Consider the following 18,537-nt stretch of genomic DNA (forward strand, 5'->3'; position numbering starts at 1 on the left):
CTTTTCAGTAAGCGTGGCTGTTCTTGTCGGTGACGCTCTTCTCGTCGACCTTGCCCCACAGCACTTTGTAGACCCAGGCGGTGTAGGCAAATATGATCGGCAGGAAGATCACCGTGACCACCAGCATGATGAACAGCGTCTGGTGGCTCGACGACGCATCCCAGACCGTCAGGCTTGACTTCGGATCGAGCGAGGAGGGGAGGATGAACGGAAACATCGATAGACCGACCGTCGAGATGATGCCTGTTATCGAGAGCTTGCTGAAGAGCAGGGTAACGACCTCGCGGCGGGCCTGCAAGGCCAGGAAGGCTGCAGTCGCACCCAGGAAGCCGAGGATCGGGGCGACGATCATCCAAGGATAGGTGCCGTAATTGGCAAGCCATGCCCCGCCTTCAAGCGATGCGGTCTTCAGCAGCGGGTTCGACGGGCCTATCGGACTGATATCGCTGGTGATGCGATAACCGGTGATACCCATCCACAGGAGCAGGCCGCCGAGCGCAAAGAGCATGATGACGGCAAGGGCTGCGATGCTGCCGAAGCGGCGTGCGCGATCGGCAACCGGTCCCGTTGCCTTCAGCACCAGCCATGCGCTGCCATGCATGATCAGCATGGCGACGGACAGCAGGCCGCAGAGAAGGGCATAGGGGTTGAGAAGACCGAAAAACGAGCCTTCGTAGAAGATGCGCATGTCGTCCGCAAAGCGGAAGGGTACGCCCTGCAGTACGTTGCCGACGGCAACGCCGAAGATCAGCGACGGTACGAAACCGCCGACGAAGAGCGCCCAATCCCAGCCGTTCCGCCAGCTTGCGCTGTCCCGCTTGGAGCGGTACTTGAACCCGACCGGGCGCAGGATGAGCGCGAAGAGGATCGCGAACATCGCCAGGTAAAAACCCGAGAAGGAGACCGCATAGAGAGGCGGCCAGGCGGCGAAGATGGCGCCGCCGCCGAGGATAAGCCACACCTGGTTGCCTTCCCAGGTGGCACCGATCGTATTGATTGCGATGCGGCGCTCCGTATCGTTTTTGGCGACGAAGGGCAGAAGCGTGCCGACGCCAAGGTCGAAGCCGTCGGTTGTGGCGAAGGCGATCAGAAGCACGCCGAGCAGCACCCACCAGATGATGCGCAGGGTTTCATAATCGATGAGTTCGTGAAGGATCATGACGGGTCACTCCGCGGCTGGAACGAGGGTTTCGGAAACAAGTTTTGCTTCCGGCTCGTGGTCCGGTTCCGGTCCTTGCCGGATTCCTTTGAGCATTAGCTTCATCTCGATGATGATCAGCGTCGTGTAGAGTACGGCGAAGCCGAGGATCGTCAGGAGCACTGTGCTGGCGCCCAGGCTGGAGACGGCGACGGCTGTCGGCAGCACGCCTTCGATCACCCAGGGCTGACGGCCGAACTCGGCAACGACCCAGCCCAGCTCGATTGCCACCCACGGCAACGGGACGGCAAAGACCGCGATGCGCAGAAGCAGCGGATACTTATCCAGATGCCGGCGGGCCGACAGCCAGAAGAAGGTTGCCGTCAGAACGATGAAGAACATGCCGAGGCCCACCATGATGCGGAACGACCAGAAGAGCGTCGGCACATGCGGGATGGTGTCGCGTGCCGCCTGGGCGATCTGTTCGTCAGTCGCCTGGCGTGGATCGTCGACATAGCGCTTCAGGAGCAGGGCATAGCCGAGATCATGGCCAAGGTCCTCGAAGGAGCTCCGCACTTCCTGGGCAACCTGATCTTGAGCCGGTGCAGAGCGGATTTGCATCAACGCGTCATAGGCCTTGATGCCGTCGCGGATGCGGCTCTCGGCTTGCTGTTCCAGCTTGTCGATACCGGGGATCTCCGTTGTCAGCGAGCGGGTGCCGATCAGACCCATGGCCCAGGGGATATGGATGGCGAAATGGGTTTCGCGCGCTTCCTGATCCGGGAAGCCGAAAGCGGTGAAGGCGGCCGGTGCAGGCTCCGTCTTCCACATGGCCTCGATTGCGGCGAGCTTCATCTTCTGGTTTTCGGTGGCGAGATAACCGCTTTCGTCACCGAGCACGACGACCGACAACGCCGAGGCGAGACCGAAGGAGGCAGCAACCGTCATCGAGCGCTTTGCAAGCTCGATATGCCGGCCCTTGAGCAGGTACCAGGCAGAAACGCCAAGCACAAAGATCGAAGCACAGACATAACCCGCTGAAACCGTGTGGACGAACTTCGCCTGGGCGACCGGGTTGAAGACCACGTCGAAGAAGCTTGTTATCTCCATACGCATCGTCTGCGGATTGAGAGCCGAACCGACGGGGTTCTGCATCCAGCCGTTGGCGATGAGGATCCAGAGCGCGGAGAAGTTCGAACCGAGCGCTACCGCCCAGGTGGCGACCAGATGGCCGACCTTCGACAGCTTGTCCCAGCCGAAGAAGAAAAGGCCGACGAAAGTCGCTTCGAGGAAGAAGGCCATCAGGCCTTCGATCGCCAGCGGCGCCCCGAAGATATCGCCGACATAATAGCTGTAATAGCTCCAGTTCATGCCGAACTGGAATTCCATGACGATGCCGGTCGCGACGCCAATGGCAAAATTGATGCCGAAGAGCGTGCCCCAGAATTTCGTCATCTGCCGCCAAATCTGGCGGCCGGTCATGACATAAGTCGTTTCCATGATGGCAAGCAGAACGGAAAGGCCGAGCGTCAGAGGCACGAACAGGAAGTGATAAAGCGCAGTCAGCGCAAATTGGAAGCGCGATAGCGCAACGATGTCTAGTTCCATTGTCTTTCTCCCACGGTCCCACGCGGTATCAAGAAGTTTCCGCATTGCCGGCTGGCCGTGCGGGGCATGCCTGTTTGCTCAATCCGGCCGAAGCCGATCGAGCGCCTTTTCGAACGCCGCCTCTCCACGGCGCGAAACTTCTGAGATGCGGCCGTCCGTGACGACGGCGATCAAGTCTGCAAGCGCCGCCTCGCGGCGAATATGCGTAGCGATGACCAACGCTCGGCCTTCGGCTCTAAGCGCGAGGCGATGCAGCACATCGCGTGCGGTGCGGCCATCGAGCCCCTCGGTCGGCTCGTCGAGTAGCCAGAGCGGCGTGTCGCGCAGGAAGAGCCGCGCGAGTGCCAATCGGCGCGACTGGCCACCGGAAAGGCCCATCCCGCCCTCGCCGAGCGGAGTATCGAGACCTGATGGTAGCGTATCGACGTCGGCAAGTAGGCCGGCGGCGGCAAGCGCATCTCGCAGCCGGTCATCATCTGCATTGGGCGCTGCGAGCAGCAGATTGCCGCGCAGCGTATCCTGGAAAAGCTCGGTGCGCTGGGTGAGCAGCGTTGCGTCGAGCGCCGCGGCCACGCCGGCACTCGGTGGCAATTCGCCTGAAAGCAGCGACAGCAGGGTCGATTTTCCGGCGCCGCTACTGCCGACCACGGCTATGTGCTCGCCGCGGCGAAGTTCGAGCGCCACCTCCCGCAAAGCCGGCGATGCTGCGCCGTCATGGCTGACGGTCACATTTTGCAGCGCGAAGGCAAGCTCATGAGGCGGAGCCTTGGGCGTGAAACCCGCTTGAGCGGCCGAAAGGCGTGGCGCGATACGCTTGGCCGCCAGCACGGTCCTGCCGAATTCCATCGCGCCGCGGCGCAATGCGGCAAAGGGTTCTGTTGCGGCAAAGGCGACGAGCACACCGAGTGCCGCAACGGGTGCGGTGATCGTGCCGGTCTGCATCAACGTCGCGGATGTCAGCAATGCCGCGACCAGCAGGGCGGTCGAGACGAGCCCGAAGCCGATGCTCACGCCGGTCTCGATCCGGTTCAGCCGGTCGTCGGCCTTTGCGGTATAGGCGTCCGCGGCGGCGATTGCCTGCTGCTGTGCGGCAAGCCGGTTTGCCATGAGAAGATCGGTCTGCCCGGCAACGAGATCAATGGCCCGCGACCGGATGATTTCGATGCCGTAAGCGCGGCGGCGAGCATGCTTCAGTGCCAGCCGGCCTGCCGCGATGGGCAGGCCAAGCCCCGGCAGAACGAGGCAAAACCCGAAGAGTAGACCGGATAGCGGATTGATCAGACCGAGTGTTGCGCTGGCAACAAGTGCCGTGCCGACTGCTACGGCCGCTGGCACCAGCACGCGGAGATAGAGCGAATCCAACGCATCTATATCGGCGGTCAACCGGAAGAGCAGCCGGGCAGGCCTGTTAAGAAGCGCTCGCGCCGCACCGGGGGAAGCCCAGCCGCGGAACAGGCGCTCACGAAGGGCGGCGAGCACTGCGAGCGCCGCATTGTGGGTTGTCAGTCTTTCGCCGTAGCGTGCAGCCGTACGCAGGATGGCAAGGAAACGGATGCCGGACGATGGCGCAAAGACGTCAAAAGTTGCGGCAGTGGCTGCGGAGAGACCTGCAAGCGCGGTTGCCGTAATGAACCAACCGGATAAGCCGAGCAGGGCAATGCCAGCCGTGACAGTCGCAACCGACAATGTGGCGCCCAGCAGCAATTCCCTGCGGCGCGTTTGCAGGAACAGGCGCAAAACCGGCTTGATATCTCCCAGGAAGGTGATCATTCCGCAGCCTCCTGAAGACGCTCCGTATCCAGGCGGATGGTGCGGTGCATGCGTGCAGCCAGCAGCGGGTCATGCGTTGCGACGATCAGCGTGCGTTCTTTCGCAAGAGCAAGCAGGCTCTCGGTGATCCCGGCGGCAGTGTCGGCATCGAGATGGGCGGTCGGCTCGTCGGCGAGGATGATGCGGATATCTGGGTCGCAGGCGGCTCGTGCGATCGCAAGACGCAGCGCCTCGCCGCCGGAAAGGCCGATGCCGCCTTCACCGAGTGGGCTATGTTGATAGGCCTTGGCGACACCGCCAAGCTTGGCGAGATCGAGCGCTTTGGAGATTTCTGTCTTTCTGATGCCAGGTCGTCCTAGTGCAATATTGCCGGCAACGGTGCCTGCGAAAATATGCGGTTTCTGACCGATCCAAGCCATGTGGTCGCGATCTGCCGATGCTCCGCCAATTATAATCCGGCCTTCGTCGCACGGGGCCAGGCCGGCGATCAGCGACAGCAGCGTTGATTTGCCAGTACCGCTTGCGCCAAGCAGCGCGACATGTTCGCCGGCTGCAAGATCGAGATCGAAGCCGTCAAAGATAGGAGGTTGGTCCGGCCGGTAGCGAAAGCTGATATTTTCCAGGCGAAGAGCGAAGGCCGCGTCAACGGCCAGTCCCCCTGTCTTGTTGCGGTCGGCAAGCGTCATGCCTTCAGCAGCGATTCCATCCAGCGCTTTCAGCGCGGCCTCGCCCGAGGCACGGTCATGCCAGACGGCAGAGAGTTCACGCAAGGGTTCGAAAAAGGCAGGTGCCAGCAACAGGACGAATAGGCCTTGCGAAAGGTCAAGGCCGCTCGACCAGGCGCCAAAGCGGATTTCTCCGAGCAGGCTGAAGCCGACATAGACGGCGGTCGTTGCCACGCCGAGTGCCGAAAAGAGTTCGAGCACGGCCGAAGAGAGGAAAGCGATCTTCAGCACGGCCATGGTGCGGGTACGAAGCGATTCTGCTTCCGAGCGAAGTCTCAGTGCCGTGGCATCGACCGCGTCCAGAGAGCGGATCGTCGCAAGACCGCGCAGGCGGTCGAGCAGGAAGGCGTTGAGGCTACCAGTTGCGATGAGCTGCTTTTGACTCGCGGCCTGCGCGCGCCAACCAATCAGCGCCATGAAGATCGGAATGAGCGGCGCTGCAAACAGCAGTACGAGCGCAGCAATCCAGGAGATCGGAAAAATGCAAGCGAGGATGACGAGCGGTACGAAGCTCGCCTTCATTCGCGCCGGGCGGAAACGGGAGAGGTAGGGCACGATCAGTTCGGCCTGTTCGCCGAGCACACTGGCAGCCTTGCCGGAGGCCGGGCGGCCGGCGTCAACAGGCGAAAGACGGGCAAGCAGGCGAACGGCGTTGGCGCGTTTTTCGCTGAGCTCAGCGCGTGCTGCGCGAAAGGCAAGGCGGCCGCCAGCCGCATCGAGACAGCTTTCGACGATGCCAAGCAACAGGATGAAGACAGCTGGCCAGAACATGTCGCCGAGACCGACGCCATCGGCCAATCGGCCGACCGACCAGGCGAGTATGCCCGCCTGAGGAATCCAGAACGCAGCCGCGAGGGCCTGCAGCATCGCGGCACAGCGCAAGCGACGGTTTGTGTTCGCCGGCTTGCGAGCCCCGACCCCGACAGCGGGCGTCTCCGCCTGTTGCTGTTCTCTCACGTCGAAGAAAGCACTGACCACGGCGCTAACTCTTGTTCGCAGAATTGGGACGGCGGCGGCCAAGCGAAACGACCTTGTCCTTGGCCTCCAGCAGCTTGGTCACTTTTGCACCTAACGAGAGTAACGTCGCAAGCCTTTCTGTTTCAAGTTGTTTTACGTCTTCATACCAATGCGTCAGTTGCTCGATGAGCGTATGCATCTCGCTCATGCGCTCCTGGGCATGGCGTTCGGCCTCGCTCGCCGGGCGCTGCATGAGGATCTCGCGCAGGACGGAAAGTGTCGGATCGACCTCGCGCTTTTTGCGCTCTTCAGCGAGCGTCCGCAGGATCGCCCAGACATCGTCGGGTGTGGTGAAGAAGTCGCGGCGGTCATCCGGCTTGTGGCGCAGAAGTACCAGGTTCCACGCCTGCAATTCGCGAAGACTCATCGAAACGTTCGAGCGTGATATGCCGAGCGCATCGACAATCTCCTCGGCGCAGAGGGGCGAAGCCGAGACGTAGAGCAGGGCATAGATCTGGCCGACCGTGCGGTTGATGCCCCAGCGAGAGCCCATTTCACCGAAGTGCAGGACGAAGGACTGAACGAGAGGCGGAAGGTTCATTGTCGTTTCCGTTGCGTCTGTAATTTCAGAAATTTCTGAAATCACTATACAGACTTCCCCGTTTGTGCCGCAATTGTGAAGGCGGGGCCTGCGTCAATTTGGACGCACGCTTCGACAACCTGCTTCTTAGTAAACGGACCCCGCCCGCCTGGAATTGACTTAAGTCAAATCTCGCAAACGCAAAACGCCCGGCGGACATCTGGCCGCCAGGCGTTTACGCAGGATAAATTATTAAAAGAGACCCGAGCCTCAGATAAGTCCGGTCAGGAGACCGGCGCCCGCAACGGCAGCTACGCCGCCAGCGCTACGCACCACGACGGCGCCCCGACGCTGGCCGAAACGGGCGATCATGAGGCCGAGGCCTAGGCCGGCCACATGCAGCAAGGCGGTCGCGATCATGAAGCCAGCAGCATAGGCAACCCCCGTTGCAGTTTCGGGCATCTCGGCGCCATGCGCGTGACCGTGGAAGATCGCAAACAGACCGACGATACCCATGGCGACTGACGTCGAGGCGCGGATGTTCAGCGCAATGATTGCGCCGAGCACGATGACGGAAAGCGCGATGCCTGTCTCAACGAAAGGGACATTAATGCCGGCGATGCCAAACGCTCCACCGAGAGCCATGACGAGAAGGAAGGTTGCAGGCACTGCCCAGACGGCCCGGCCGCCGAGCTGGAAAGCGAGTATGCCAACCATGACCATAGCAAGGATATGATCCAGGCCGGAAATCGGATGACTGAAACCATGGGCAAGACCGGCCGCTTCGCCGACACCGGTATGGGCGTAGGCGGCTACCGGAAGCGCTGCGGCGGCGAGCGCAAGGACGCTGCTCTTGAAGACTGATTTCATGATGGAATTCCCTCTGTTTTATAGATCCTGCGGCCGCCGATCGCTCAGTCCCGGTTGCAAGTCGCTTTCACAAACTAATCCAACGAAATTTCTTCGTCAACGGAAAGCGAGAGAATAGTTAGTAATTTCAAGTGCTTATATCGTAGGCAATTGCCGTTTTGAAGGGCGTCTTCACAAGCGCCCGCCAACGGTACTATCAATCACGTTGCGGCGGTGGGAGCCATCGCATCTTGAGGAGGATTCCATGACGAATACCGAAAGGCCGCTGGCGATCAGTGCGCCGGAGCCGCGTACGCTCGACCTGATCTTCAGCGATAAGGCACGCGCCGAACTCAATGCGAAATATGAGATCGTCGAAGCCGATCCCGAAAACATCGCCGGTCTCGGCGACAATATTCTCGGCAAGGCGCGCTACATCATCGGCCAGCCACCGCTTTCGGCGGAAACGCTCGGCCGTATGCCGCAACTGCGCTCGATCCTCAATGTCGAGAGCAACCTCCTCAATAACATGCCCTACGAGATCCTCTTCCAGCGCGGCATTCATGTGGTGACGACGGGGCAGGTCTTTGCCGAGCCGGTGGCGGAGATCGGCCTCGGTTTTGCGTTGAGCCTTGCGCGGGGCATCGTCGATGCCGATGTCGCTTTCCGGGAGGGCAACGAGATGTGGGGCGGCGAAGGCAATACAAGCGCCCGGCTGATAGCGGGCTCCGAGATCGGCATTATCGGTTTCGGCGACCTCGGCAAGGCGTTGCGGCGGGTTCTGTCAGGCTTCCGGGCCAGAGTCAGGGTCTTCGATCCCTGGATGCCACGCTCGATCCTGGAGGAAAACGGCGTGGAGCCTGCGACCCTGAGCGACGTGCTGACGCACAGCGATTTCGTTTTCGTCGTCGCCTCCGTCACCAGCGAGAACAGGGGCTTCCTCGGCGCGGATGCGTTTGCCAGCATGCGAAAAGGCGCCGCCTTCATCCTGCTCAGCAGGGCTGACGTTGTGGATTTTGATGCGCTGATGGCCGCCGTTGCGTCAGGCCATATCGTCGCGGCAAGCGATGTCTATCCGCAGGAGCCTCTGCCATCAGACCATCCGGTGCGCCGCCTCAAAGGCTTCATTCGCTCGGCCCATCGTGCCGGCGCGCTCGATGTCGCCTTCAAGAGGATGGGCGATATGGTGCTCGAGGATATGGATCTGATGGACCGCGGCCTGCCGCCCATGCGCTGCAAGCGGGCGGAGCGCGAAACGGTCTCCCGTATGCGCTCCAAACCCGTTTCGGTCAATTAAGCGGCGCGTTGGCCAGTGCCCTGGATGGCAGCAAGCTTCCAGTCGGCCCCTGGCTTGCGCACGAAGGTCCAGATTTCCGTGCTTTCACTCGGGCGGCGGTCGTCGCCCGAGACGACACGGCCGCTGCCGCGCTCGACCATGGCGTCGATCGAGGAATAGCGCATCGCCAGCGTCGCATATTCTTGACCGTTCTCGCGCCAGGCTTCGGCAATATCGCCCTGCAGCAGCTTAACGTCGGAAACCTGGTTGCGCACGCCATTGGTGGCATTCTCGCCAAGCTCTTCGGCAAGGTAGGACATGGCTTCCGGCGTCGTCAGGCGGCGCAGCGTGCCATAGTCCTCTGCCCCATAAGCGGTCTGAACCTTTGTCAGCAATTCTTCGAATTGGTCGAGGTCAGCCTGGGCAAGTCCGATCTCATCGTTCGGGCGCGCATTAGGCCGCTTGCTGCCGGAGCCCGACCCGATTGCCGGAATATGGAAGGACGAACCGCCGTTGGCCGCCGACATGCCGTAGGACTGCGGTCCGCCATAGCTCTGGCCGCCTGCGCCGTAGGACGGTTGGCGGCGATTGGCGAAGAAGCGCATGGCTAGGGTGATCGCTCCGAAGATCAGCGCGATCTGGAGAAGCATGCCAAGGAAACCGAAGCCGCCGCCGAAACCGTGGCCGAGCAGCATGCCGAGCAGACCGCCGGCAATCAGACCGCCGATCATCGAACGGCCGAAGCCGCCAAAAAAGCCGGGACGCTGCTGGGCATAGCCGGGCTGTTGCGTGTTATAAGGCGCAGTTGTCTGCGGGCGTGGCGTCATCGAGCGCTCGATGGGTGCGACCGGGGCAGGGGCAGTCTGCGTGGCCGGAGGCGCGCTGAAGGTACGCGTGCCGCGGCTTCCGAATCCGCCAAAGCTGCCGGCACGGCGCGCGTCGGCGTCTCCGATCGAAGCAAAGACGGTGGCGCTCGCAAGAACGGCAATCGCCGCGATCCTGGCAAAACGCGAAACGGCAGTGGGCATTCTTTCATCTCCTATCATGCGCTGAATGGCATGTCCGGACCTAATATAGGTATTCTTTCTGCGCTGTGTAGTTGTGCGCCGCTACTGACAGACGTCGACCCATTCGGCTTGGGTGATTTCTGCCAGTCTCTCGGTGGGGATGCGCACCGCGGAATTGGTCGAGCCGGCGGCCGGAACGACCTCATCGAACTGCTTCAGCGACATGTCGCAATAGATCGGTAAGGGTGCCGGCAGGCCGAAGGGGCAGACGCCGCCGACCGGATGGCTCGTTACCGCCAGCACTTCCTCCGCGTCGAGCATGCTCCCCTTGCCGCCAAAAGTGTCCTTGAACTTCCTGTTGTCGAGACGCGCCATGCCGCTCGCCACGATCAGCATGATGCGATCACCGACGCGCAGGCAGATCGTCTTGGCGATCTGTGCCGGCTCGACGCCATGGGCTTCTGCGGCGAGGGGGACTGTCGAAGAACTGCCGGCCGTTTCGATGATGGCGATGTCGGGGGCATTGGCGGCGAAGAAGGCGCGGACGGATTCGAGGCTCATGGGTGGATACTTGTGAGAGGACAACCGGTCTGGGCCGCATGATGCGGACGTGGGAATTCACGCATTCGCGGCCTAACTTAATATTTAAATTTCAGAAAATTCAATCGCTTAGTTCCCGATAGATTATTTCCATACTTTCGAACAGGCAACCTGGATTGTTCCCGATTTCTAAGTCATGGATATTGCTGGAAAAACTGGCAGTTTCGCGGCGAGGATAACATAGTGGGCAAGCCGAACTATCGGGATATCGCCCGCCAGGCGGGCGTGGGGACGGCAACCGTGGAACGCGTTTTGAACGGCCGCGGCGGTGTCCGTCCCGAACTGGTCGAGAAGGTGATCATTGCTGCGCGCAGCCTGGAGTACCCGCGCACGCTTCCCGATACCCATCGTGGTCTGTTGCGCATAGAAGTACTGATGGTACGACCCGAGACGACCTTTTATCAGCGGCTGTCCAAAGCCTTCGAGCGGATCTCGGCGACGCCGGATCCGTTGGTCGTTGTGCACCGGAGTTTTACTGAAGAGATGAGGCCAGAGGAGATTGCCCGGCGCATTCTCTCGACGGACCTTCCGCGCGCGGGGCTCATTCTTGCAGTGCCTAGCAGTCCGATGATCAGGGCGGCTGTGGAGAAGGTCATTGCGCAAGGCTTGCCGGTGGTCCACGTCGTTACCCGCGCCTCGAATCGATCAGGCGAATTCGTCGGCATCGACAATTATGCCGCCGGCCGGACGGCGGCGCTCTTCATCAGCCGCATGGCCCGCAGGCAAGGCCCGGTCGTTGCAATCTGTCACCCGATCTATCAGGTTCACCGTGATCGCATCCGCGGATTTTCGGAGTATTTTCTGGAGCATCCCGGCGCCACCAGCTTCCAGTGGCTGGGCTTCGGTCTCGATGAGGAACACCATAGCGCGGAGCTATTGGCTTCGGCACTGAAGACCTATCCTGATCTCGCCGGCCTCTATAATGCCGGAGGCGCCAATTCCGCCCTCATAGAAGTGCTTCGACGCCAGGCACGCGAGCGCAATATCTTCTTCGTCGGTCACGAACTGACCGATTACACGCGCAAAGCCTTGCAGGACGACATCATGGACGTCGTGCTCGACCAGGCGCCGGAAGCGCAGGCCAGGCGATCGCTCGATCTCGTCCTGCGCCGTATCGGGCTGACCGATATCGAGCCGGATCGTGCGCCTATCCGTTTCATCACCATCACCAAGGAAGGGCTTTGATCTAATTTGATCAAGAATGGCATCGGCGACGCGACGGACCCCTGTTAGTTTCAAAGCAGGGAGGAGAGCCGGAGCGCTGAGAGGAGCGACACCGGATGGGGCACACCAGGCGCTCTCCTTCAACAGAACATGTGCGACACGATTTCTGTCCGCCTGAAGGAGAATGCAATGGACGATCTGAAATTCGGCACGCGCAACAGGCGCGGCGACTGGGCGCCAAACCAGCCGGTTGAGACCGCGCCGCTGTTTGTGTTCCCGCCGCGGCTGATGGCCATCCTGAAATGGCTGCCGCATTATTTCTTTCCGTGGAATGCGATCTTCGCCGCTTCTGCCGTTGCCTATTGGGCCTGGGTAATTCCGCCAATGGAAACGATGCGGACATTCAGTGTCGGCTGGATCTCCTGGCTCTACGCCGTCAATGCGATCTGCGTGCTGCTGTTTTATGGCGCATTCGAGCTGCATCTCTACGTGCTGAAGCGGCAGGAAAACCGCTTCAAGTATAACGGCAAATTCCCTTCCGAGCAGAAGAACAAGGCGTTCTGGTTCGAGAGCCAGAATATCGACAATATATTGCGCACTTTCCTTTCAGGCGTGACCATCTGGACGGCGATCGAGGTGGGCATGTTATGGGCTTATGCCAATGGCTACGCGCCGTGGCTGAGTTTTGCCGAGCATCCCTGGGCGCTTGCCGTCGTAGCGCTGGTCGTGCCGATCATCCACGAATTCCACTTCTTCTGCATCCACCGGCTCATCCATACGCGCTTGCTCTACAAGTGGGTACATTCGGTCCACCATAACTCGGTCAACCCGTCGCCCTGGTCGTCACTGTCGATGCATCCGGTCGAGCATCTGCTCTATCTCGGGACGGCTTTCTATCACTTGGTCCTGCCGTCAAACCCGATCCTCATGCTCTACCAACTGCATTATGCGGGCTTCGGCGCCATTCCGGGTCACGTAGGCTTCGACAAGGTTGAGGTGGGTGAGGACAAGCTGGTCGATAGCCATGCCTATGCACATTACCTGCATCACAAATATTTCGAGGTGAATTACGGCGATGCGCTGATCCCGCTCGATAAATGGTTCGGCACCTGGCACGACGGCTCGCCGGAAGGCCAAGCCCGCATGCAGGAGCGCTACCGCCGCCGCAAGGAGAAGCTCGCCGCCCGCAAGGCCGGCATGGCAATCAAGGGAGCCGCCGAATGAACTGGATCACCGCCTGCAAACTCGATGACATCGAACAGGAAGGTGCAATCCGTTTCGATCATGGCAGCCGCACCTATGCTATCTACCGCGGTCCTGATGACAGCGTCTATTGCACCACCGGCCTTTGCACCCACGAGGCAATCCATCTCGCCGATGGGCTGGTCATGGATTTCGAAGTGGAATGTCCCAAGCATTCCGGCGCTTTCGATTACCGCACCGGGGAGGCGCTGCGGCTTCCGGCCTGCGAGAATTTGAGGACCTATCCCGCCGAGGTGATTGACGGGGAAGTTCGAGTGGCTCTCGCCTGAGCCTACAACGTCAGCAGGCCTGAGCGGCCTCCGGAATTCATCGGGTGGCCCGGCACCCATTGGGAGGAAATCATGAAGTCATTTTGTGTGGCGGCTATCCTGGCCGCCCTGACGGCAAGCGCTGCCTCGGCCGAAACCATCGGCGTCTCGATGCAGAGCTTCGACAATAATTTTCAGACGTTGTTGCGTGACGGTCTGAGCGCACGGGCATCCCAGGTAGGCGGGGTCACTCTGCAGATCGAAGATGCGCAGACGGATGTCTCCAAGCAGCTCAATCAGGTGAATAACTTCATCGCCGCGGGCGTGGATGCGATCATCGTGACACTGGCCGATACGTCAGCTGCGCCCGGGATCAGCGCGGCAGCCGAGAAGGCCGGTATTCCGCTCGTCTATCTCAATCTGCAGCCCGATAATGTCGGCAGACTTCCCAAAAACCAGGCCTATGTCGGCTCAAAGGAAACTGATTCCGGACGGCTGGGGGCCGAAGCCGCCTGCGAAATCCTGAAGAAAAATGGAAAGGCCGGCGATGCGCAGGCCTATATCCTGATGGGAGACCTTGCGCATCAGGCCTCGCGCGATCGAACTTCATCGGTAAAGGAAACGCTCGCGGCCGGCGGTTGCAAGGGCGTGACCATCGCCGACGAGCAATCGGCTGCTTGGACGCGCACCAATGCCATGGACCTCACCACCAATTGGATCACCGCTGGCCGTCCGATCGATGCGGTCTTTGCCAATAATGATGAAATGGCGATCGGCGCGATCCAGGCGCTGAAGGCCGCAGGTGTTCCGATGGACAGCGTCGTGGTCGTCGGCATCGACGCGACGCAGGATGGCCTCGCTGCCATGGCAGCCGGCGATCTTGATGTGACGGTATTCCAGAACGCCAAGGGGCAGTCTGCAGGTGCGATGGATGCGGCGGTCGCCCTTGCCCGTGGCCACAGCGTCGATAAGCAGGTCATCATGGTGCCGTTCGAACTCGTCACGCCGACCAACATGGCCGGCTACGCCCACCAGAACTGATCCTCCCTGGCTGGCGTCTCCTCCTCACGAGCGCCGGCCCTTTTTATGGAGAGCTTATGAGCGGAATTGTCATCATCGGTGCGGGAGAATGCGGAACACGCGCGGCATTCGCTTTGCGGGAAGCGGGATATTCCGGATCGCTAACCTTGGCGGGCGCCGAACCGCATCTGCCCTACGAACGGCCGCCTTTGTCGAAGCCGATGGATGGCGCAGTGCAGATGAAGTTGATCTGTGCCGAAGAGGTGCTGGCAGCCGCCGGCATCGACTATCTGAAGGGAGTTTCAGCCTTAAAGCTGGACGCTGATGCTGCTACCATCTTCTTGAGCGACGGTCGGGTCCTGACCTATGAAAAGCTGCTGATGGCCTCCGGCGCGCGCCCAAGAAGGCTTGCTTGTCCGGGCGCGGAACGCGCGCTCGACTTTCGCACCCATGCCGATGCCGAGGCGATTTTCGCCAATGCCCGGCCAGGCCGAAGCGTCGTCATTATCGGCGGCGGCCTGATCGGCATGGAGCTCGCATCCGTCCTTCGCGGAAAGGGTATCGCGGTCAGTGTCATTGAAGCAGCGCCGAAAATTCTGGGACGCGCCGTTCCGCCGCGATTTGCCGAAAAGCTGCATGTCAGGCACATCGCCGAAGGCGTAGGCTTCCACCTCGATCGGTGTGTTGCCGCCATCAGCGATGACGGTATCCTTCTGACGGATGGCAGCATGGTTCGTGCGCACGTCGTCGTCAGCGCCATTGGCGTTATGCCGGAGATCACTTTGGCGCAGGAAGCCGGGTTGGCGACAGGCAATGGCATCCTGACAGATGCCCATCTTCGCACCAGCGCGCCAAATATCTTCGCGGCAGGCGACTGCGCAGCCGTGAGCCAGCCCGGTGGCGGTCACACCCGGTTCGAAAGCTGGCGGAATGCGAGAGCCCAGGCCGAGGTTGCGGCGCGCAATATGACCGGTTCAGCAGAGGCTTTAGCCACGATCCCCTGGTTCTGGTCCGATCAATATGACCTTGGCCTCCAGGTGGTTGGCCTGCCGCAGCCGGCGCATCAAAGCGTGGTCCGTTCGCTTGGCGATGGTGAGCTTGAATTCTATCTGGAAGGCGGCCGTCTCGTCGCCGCAGCCGGACTTGGTGTCGGCAACCGTCTTGCCAAGGATATCAAGCTTGCCGAGATGCTGATTGCAGCCGGCGTTCATCCCGATCCCGCCGCTCTCGCCGATCCGAGCCTGAACCTCAAGGCGCTCCTGAAGAGCGCAAGGGCGGCATGATGCAGAAGCTCATGATCTTCCAGTCGCTCTGGGCCATGGAGCGCCGGCACGCGGACGGATATGAGCGCAGTCTCGATGAGAACATCGCGATGATCGCGGAGGCCGGTTTCGATGGCATCAGCGCCCACTATACGAACCGCGCCGACGTTATCAGGCTGAATGATGCGATCCGCGGCACCGGATTGAAGATCGAAGGCGTCTGTTTTCCCTGCACAGTCGAGGATTTGCGCCTGCCGCTCGCGCTTGCCACGGAATTTCCCGTCAGCCATATCGACCTGCAGCCCGATATCCGCCTGCGCCGTGTCGAGGATTGCCTGCCGGTCCTGGATGGCTGGATGCAGCTTGCAGAGGATGTCGGCGTTCCCGTCTTCATCGAGACCCACCGCAACCGGATGACGACGGATCTGTTCTTTACGCTCGACCTGCTGGAGAAGAGGCCGGATCTGCCGCTGCTCGCCGACCTCTCGCACTTTACGGTCGCACGCGAGTTTGCCGATCCGGTCGATGCCGAAACTCACGCCATGATCCGTCGCATCCTTCGGAATGCTCATGCCTTTCACGGCAGGGTCGCATCATGCGAACAGGTGCAGATCGAAATCTCTTTTCCTCACCATCGGCCCTGGGTCGACCTCTTCCTTCAATGGTGGGACTACGGCACGCGCGATTGGCGCAGTCGCACCGCTTCGAATGCCGAGCTGGTCTTCACCTGCGAGTTGGGGCCGCAGCCCTACGCGATCACCGGGCGAGACGGGAACGACACCACCGATCGATGGGCCGAAGCTCTACTGCTTCGGCAGATGCTTCGTGATCTCTGGGCTGGGATGTGATCGCTATGGCTCCTTTGGCCGCAACCCGGGATGGATGATCTCGTCTCGAAATCATCCATCCCGGATATGCCCGCGATATTGGCGGAGGAGCCCATCTATTCATCGGACAAAGCGAGGTCACGGCGCAGCCAGGATGGGAAGGTGTCGAAGCCGTTCACCATGCGATGACGTCTCCACCGGGCAACGATCGTTGCGACGAGAATCTCTCTGAAACTGAACCGCGAGCAAAGCTCGCCCATGGATGTTGCCAGGCTTTCGCCGGCGTGTTGATTGGTCATGATTATCAGCGGTCAGAATTCCAAACCGCCCCTCTTTCAAGCTGAGAGTGCGTAGCGTCGTGCGCGAACGTTGCCGTGCCCAGACGCCGCGAGCGAAAATGGGTGCCATCTCTGGATGGTGAAGCTTGAAAGGTCTCGGAAATGATCGAGGGTTAGGAGCTTCGAAGGCCTATGCCAAAGAGGCGTTGGACGAAGAAATAACTGTCATTGCACGCCTCCATTGTTGAGTTGCTCCGGCGCAATCATTAGCCGATTGCAAAAGTACAGGCAAGAGCGCGGTCTCGCATTTGAAAGCCGACGGCGGGATCGTGGCGAGAACATGTCGCGGTTCTGGACGTTGCCCCGGCATCGCGATTGCCGATTTTCACTGGCAACCGATCTGGCTTTTCCGTCGGCGATTGACCGCGCCGAGAACATCGTCATAATAAATTTGCACACGTGCTCAATTTTGTCATTTGGCCGTTACGTTAGCCCCCTAGAGCGGGATATGCCACGTTTTCGTGGGGCTTTCGGAACGGCCGTCAACGCCAGTGATGACCCGTCAAGAGGCCTCACACTGCTCTTCTGGGGAGATGAAGAAAATGACTCTTTTGCCGAACCTGAAATCCCTTACCGTCGCGGCCGCCATCCTGGCTTCGACCTCTGCATTCGCGCTTGCCAAGGATGTCCACATAAGCGTCTGGGCCGGAGGCACCGGCCCGAACGACGTCTATCGCCTCGACGCCATCGAGATCGCAGCCCAGCAGTTGCAGCGCGAAGCTGCGTTGAAGGGCGAAGACCTGAAAATCACCGTCGAGAAAAAGCCCTATTCCGCCTGGGAAGATTTCAAGCAGGCGCTGACCCTTGCTGCAGAAGCCAAGACCGCTCCGAACATCGTCGTCAGCGGTCATGAAGACATTGCGCCCTGGTCGCAGGCCGGTCTCATCGTTCCGATCGAGGACTATGTCGATCTCGACTCCTGGCCGTTTAGCGACATCTATGAAAATCTGTTGAAGATCGCCTCCTACAACGGCACCGTCTATGGCATTCCGCAGGATGCCGAATCTCGGCCGATGTTCTTCTGGAAGCCCTACATGAAGGCGATCGGTTACAGCGACGCAGATCTCGATGCCTTGCCCCAGAGTGTCCAGGACGGCAAGTACACGATGAAGAACCTGCTCGAAGACGCCAAGAAGATGCAGGACAAGGGCCTCGTTCAGGCCGGTTACGGTTTTTATCCGCGCGCCAGCAACGGTCCTGATTACTGGCAGTTTTACACCAGCTTCGGCGGCACGATGGAAGAGGGCGGCAAGCTCGTCTTCGACAAGGCAGCGATGACTCGCACCTATCAGTTCTTCGCCGATGCAGTTAAATCAGGCGTCACCAAGAAGAACCACATCGGCATGCCGGGCGATCAGTGGTGGAAGGAAGTCGCCACCGGCAAGGCCGGTATCTGGGATGGCGGCACCTGGCACTATGCCCGCCTCGTCAACCAGGAAGGCCTCAAGGACTTCTTCGGCAACGTGATCTTCACGCTCATTCCGGCCGGCGAAGGCGGCAAGGCCAACACGCTGACGCATCCGCTTGTCTACCTCCTGACCGCAGGTCACGACCAGGAAGACACCGAGATCGCCGCTCAATTGGTCAAGATCGCCTCCGAGCCACGCACCAACGCCTTGCATGCGATCAAATCAGCCCATCTCGGCATCTCCAAGTCGGAATCCACCGTGGATTTCTACGCGGCCGACCGATGGACCCGCGAAGCCACCGAGCGCCTGCTGCCGCATGCCAATGCGATGCCGAACAATTCCGATTTCGGCAAGTACTGGAACATCATGTGGAAGAACCTGGAAGCATCCTGGACCGGCGCCAAGACCGTAGACGCCGCGGTCGGTGATGCCGAGAGCGAGCTGAAGAGCACGCTCGGCGACAAGATCGTCATCCGCTAAGATCGAGGCACTCTGC

The 18,537-nt window shown here is 60.5% G+C and carries 17 protein-coding genes; 8 read left to right on the plus strand and 9 right to left on the minus strand.

Annotated elements, in window-relative coordinates:
- Positions 1 to 4: 4 nt before the first annotated feature.
- From cydB to FHT78_RS20945, 6 genes are all read right to left on the minus strand, one after another.
- Positions 5 to 1,159, minus strand: a complete 1,155-nt coding sequence (gene cydB, locus FHT78_RS20920; RefSeq protein WP_183748232.1) for a cytochrome d ubiquinol oxidase subunit II — start codon at positions 1,157 to 1,159, stop codon at positions 5 to 7.
- A gap of 6 nt (positions 1,160 to 1,165) precedes the next feature.
- On the minus strand, positions 1,166 to 2,746 hold the full coding sequence (locus FHT78_RS20925; protein WP_183748234.1) for a cytochrome ubiquinol oxidase subunit I: 1,581 nt from the start codon (positions 2,744 to 2,746) through the stop codon (positions 1,166 to 1,168).
- A gap of 78 nt (positions 2,747 to 2,824) precedes the next feature.
- Entirely contained in the window at positions 2,825 to 4,516 is a 1,692-nt protein-coding gene (locus tag FHT78_RS20930; RefSeq protein WP_183748236.1) for an ATP-binding cassette domain-containing protein, read from the minus strand.
- Positions 4,513 to 6,219, minus strand: coding sequence for a thiol reductant ABC exporter subunit CydD (cydD, locus tag FHT78_RS20935; protein WP_183748238.1), 1,707 nt, complete (start codon positions 6,217 to 6,219; stop codon positions 4,513 to 4,515). The genes FHT78_RS20930 and cydD overlap by 4 nt, the downstream gene beginning before the upstream one ends.
- Before the next feature lie 4 nt (positions 6,220 to 6,223).
- Positions 6,224 to 6,799 carry a GbsR/MarR family transcriptional regulator gene (locus FHT78_RS20940; protein WP_183748239.1) on the minus strand — a complete coding sequence of 192 codons (576 nt, stop codon included), beginning with the start codon at positions 6,797 to 6,799 and terminating at the stop codon, positions 6,224 to 6,226.
- 249 nt (positions 6,800 to 7,048) lie between these two features.
- Positions 7,049 to 7,648, minus strand: coding sequence for a HupE/UreJ family protein (locus FHT78_RS20945; protein WP_183748241.1), 600 nt, complete (start codon positions 7,646 to 7,648; stop codon positions 7,049 to 7,051).
- 244 nt (positions 7,649 to 7,892) lie between these two features.
- Here FHT78_RS20945 and FHT78_RS20950 point away from each other — a divergent pair, with 244 nt between their 5' ends.
- Positions 7,893 to 8,924, plus strand: a complete 1,032-nt coding sequence (locus FHT78_RS20950) for a hydroxyacid dehydrogenase (RefSeq protein ID WP_183748243.1) — start codon at positions 7,893 to 7,895, stop codon at positions 8,922 to 8,924.
- Here the strand turns inward: FHT78_RS20950 and FHT78_RS20955 are convergent.
- Positions 8,921 to 9,931: a Tim44 domain-containing protein gene (locus FHT78_RS20955; RefSeq protein ID WP_183748245.1), complete on the minus strand. Its 1,011-nt coding sequence runs from the start codon at positions 9,929 to 9,931 to the stop codon at positions 8,921 to 8,923. The two genes, FHT78_RS20950 and FHT78_RS20955, sit on opposite strands and share 4 nt — an antisense overlap.
- An 81-nt stretch (positions 9,932 to 10,012) precedes the next feature.
- Complete coding sequence (locus FHT78_RS20960) at positions 10,013 to 10,471, minus strand: YbaK/EbsC family protein (protein WP_183748247.1); 459 nt, start codon at positions 10,469 to 10,471, stop codon at positions 10,013 to 10,015.
- A 222-nt stretch (positions 10,472 to 10,693) separates the two neighbouring features.
- Here FHT78_RS20960 and FHT78_RS20965 point away from each other — a divergent pair, with 222 nt between their 5' ends.
- The 6 genes from FHT78_RS20965 (at position 10,694) to FHT78_RS20990 (ending at position 16,315) form a co-directional block, all read left to right on the plus strand.
- A complete protein-coding gene (locus FHT78_RS20965; RefSeq protein ID WP_183748249.1) occupies positions 10,694 to 11,695 on the plus strand; it encodes a LacI family DNA-binding transcriptional regulator in 1,002 nt (333 codons plus the stop codon).
- A gap of 168 nt (positions 11,696 to 11,863) precedes the next feature.
- On the plus strand, positions 11,864 to 12,898 hold the full coding sequence (locus tag FHT78_RS20970) for a sterol desaturase family protein (protein ID WP_183748251.1): 1,035 nt from the start codon (positions 11,864 to 11,866) through the stop codon (positions 12,896 to 12,898).
- Entirely contained in the window at positions 12,895 to 13,206 is a 312-nt protein-coding gene (locus FHT78_RS20975; protein WP_183748253.1) for a MocE family 2Fe-2S type ferredoxin, read from the plus strand. The genes FHT78_RS20970 and FHT78_RS20975 overlap by 4 nt, the downstream gene beginning before the upstream one ends.
- Before the next feature lie 72 nt (positions 13,207 to 13,278).
- Positions 13,279 to 14,226, plus strand: coding sequence for a substrate-binding domain-containing protein (locus tag FHT78_RS20980; RefSeq protein ID WP_183748255.1), 948 nt, complete (start codon positions 13,279 to 13,281; stop codon positions 14,224 to 14,226).
- Between the two features lie 56 nt (positions 14,227 to 14,282).
- Positions 14,283 to 15,488: an FAD-dependent oxidoreductase gene (locus tag FHT78_RS20985; protein WP_183748258.1), complete on the plus strand. Its 1,206-nt coding sequence runs from the start codon at positions 14,283 to 14,285 to the stop codon at positions 15,486 to 15,488.
- Positions 15,485 to 16,315 carry a sugar phosphate isomerase/epimerase gene (locus FHT78_RS20990; RefSeq protein ID WP_183748260.1) on the plus strand — a complete coding sequence of 277 codons (831 nt, stop codon included), beginning with the start codon at positions 15,485 to 15,487 and terminating at the stop codon, positions 16,313 to 16,315. Before FHT78_RS20985 ends, FHT78_RS20990 begins: the two co-directional genes overlap by 4 nt.
- Before the next feature lie 95 nt (positions 16,316 to 16,410).
- On the opposite strand, the gene FHT78_RS20995 is transcribed toward FHT78_RS20990, so the two are convergent.
- Entirely contained in the window at positions 16,411 to 16,593 is a 183-nt protein-coding gene (locus tag FHT78_RS20995; protein ID WP_183748262.1) for a hypothetical protein, read from the minus strand.
- A 581-nt stretch (positions 16,594 to 17,174) separates the two neighbouring features.
- On the opposite strand from FHT78_RS20995, the gene FHT78_RS21000 reads away from it, so the two are divergent.
- Positions 17,175 to 18,521, plus strand: a complete 1,347-nt coding sequence (locus FHT78_RS21000; protein WP_183748264.1) for an extracellular solute-binding protein — start codon at positions 17,175 to 17,177, stop codon at positions 18,519 to 18,521.
- Positions 18,522 to 18,537 lie beyond the last annotated feature (16 nt).

Origin of the sequence: Rhizobium sp. BK196, assembly GCF_014193255.1 — a bacterium.
Classification (GTDB): Bacteria; Pseudomonadota; Alphaproteobacteria; order Rhizobiales; family Rhizobiaceae; genus Rhizobium.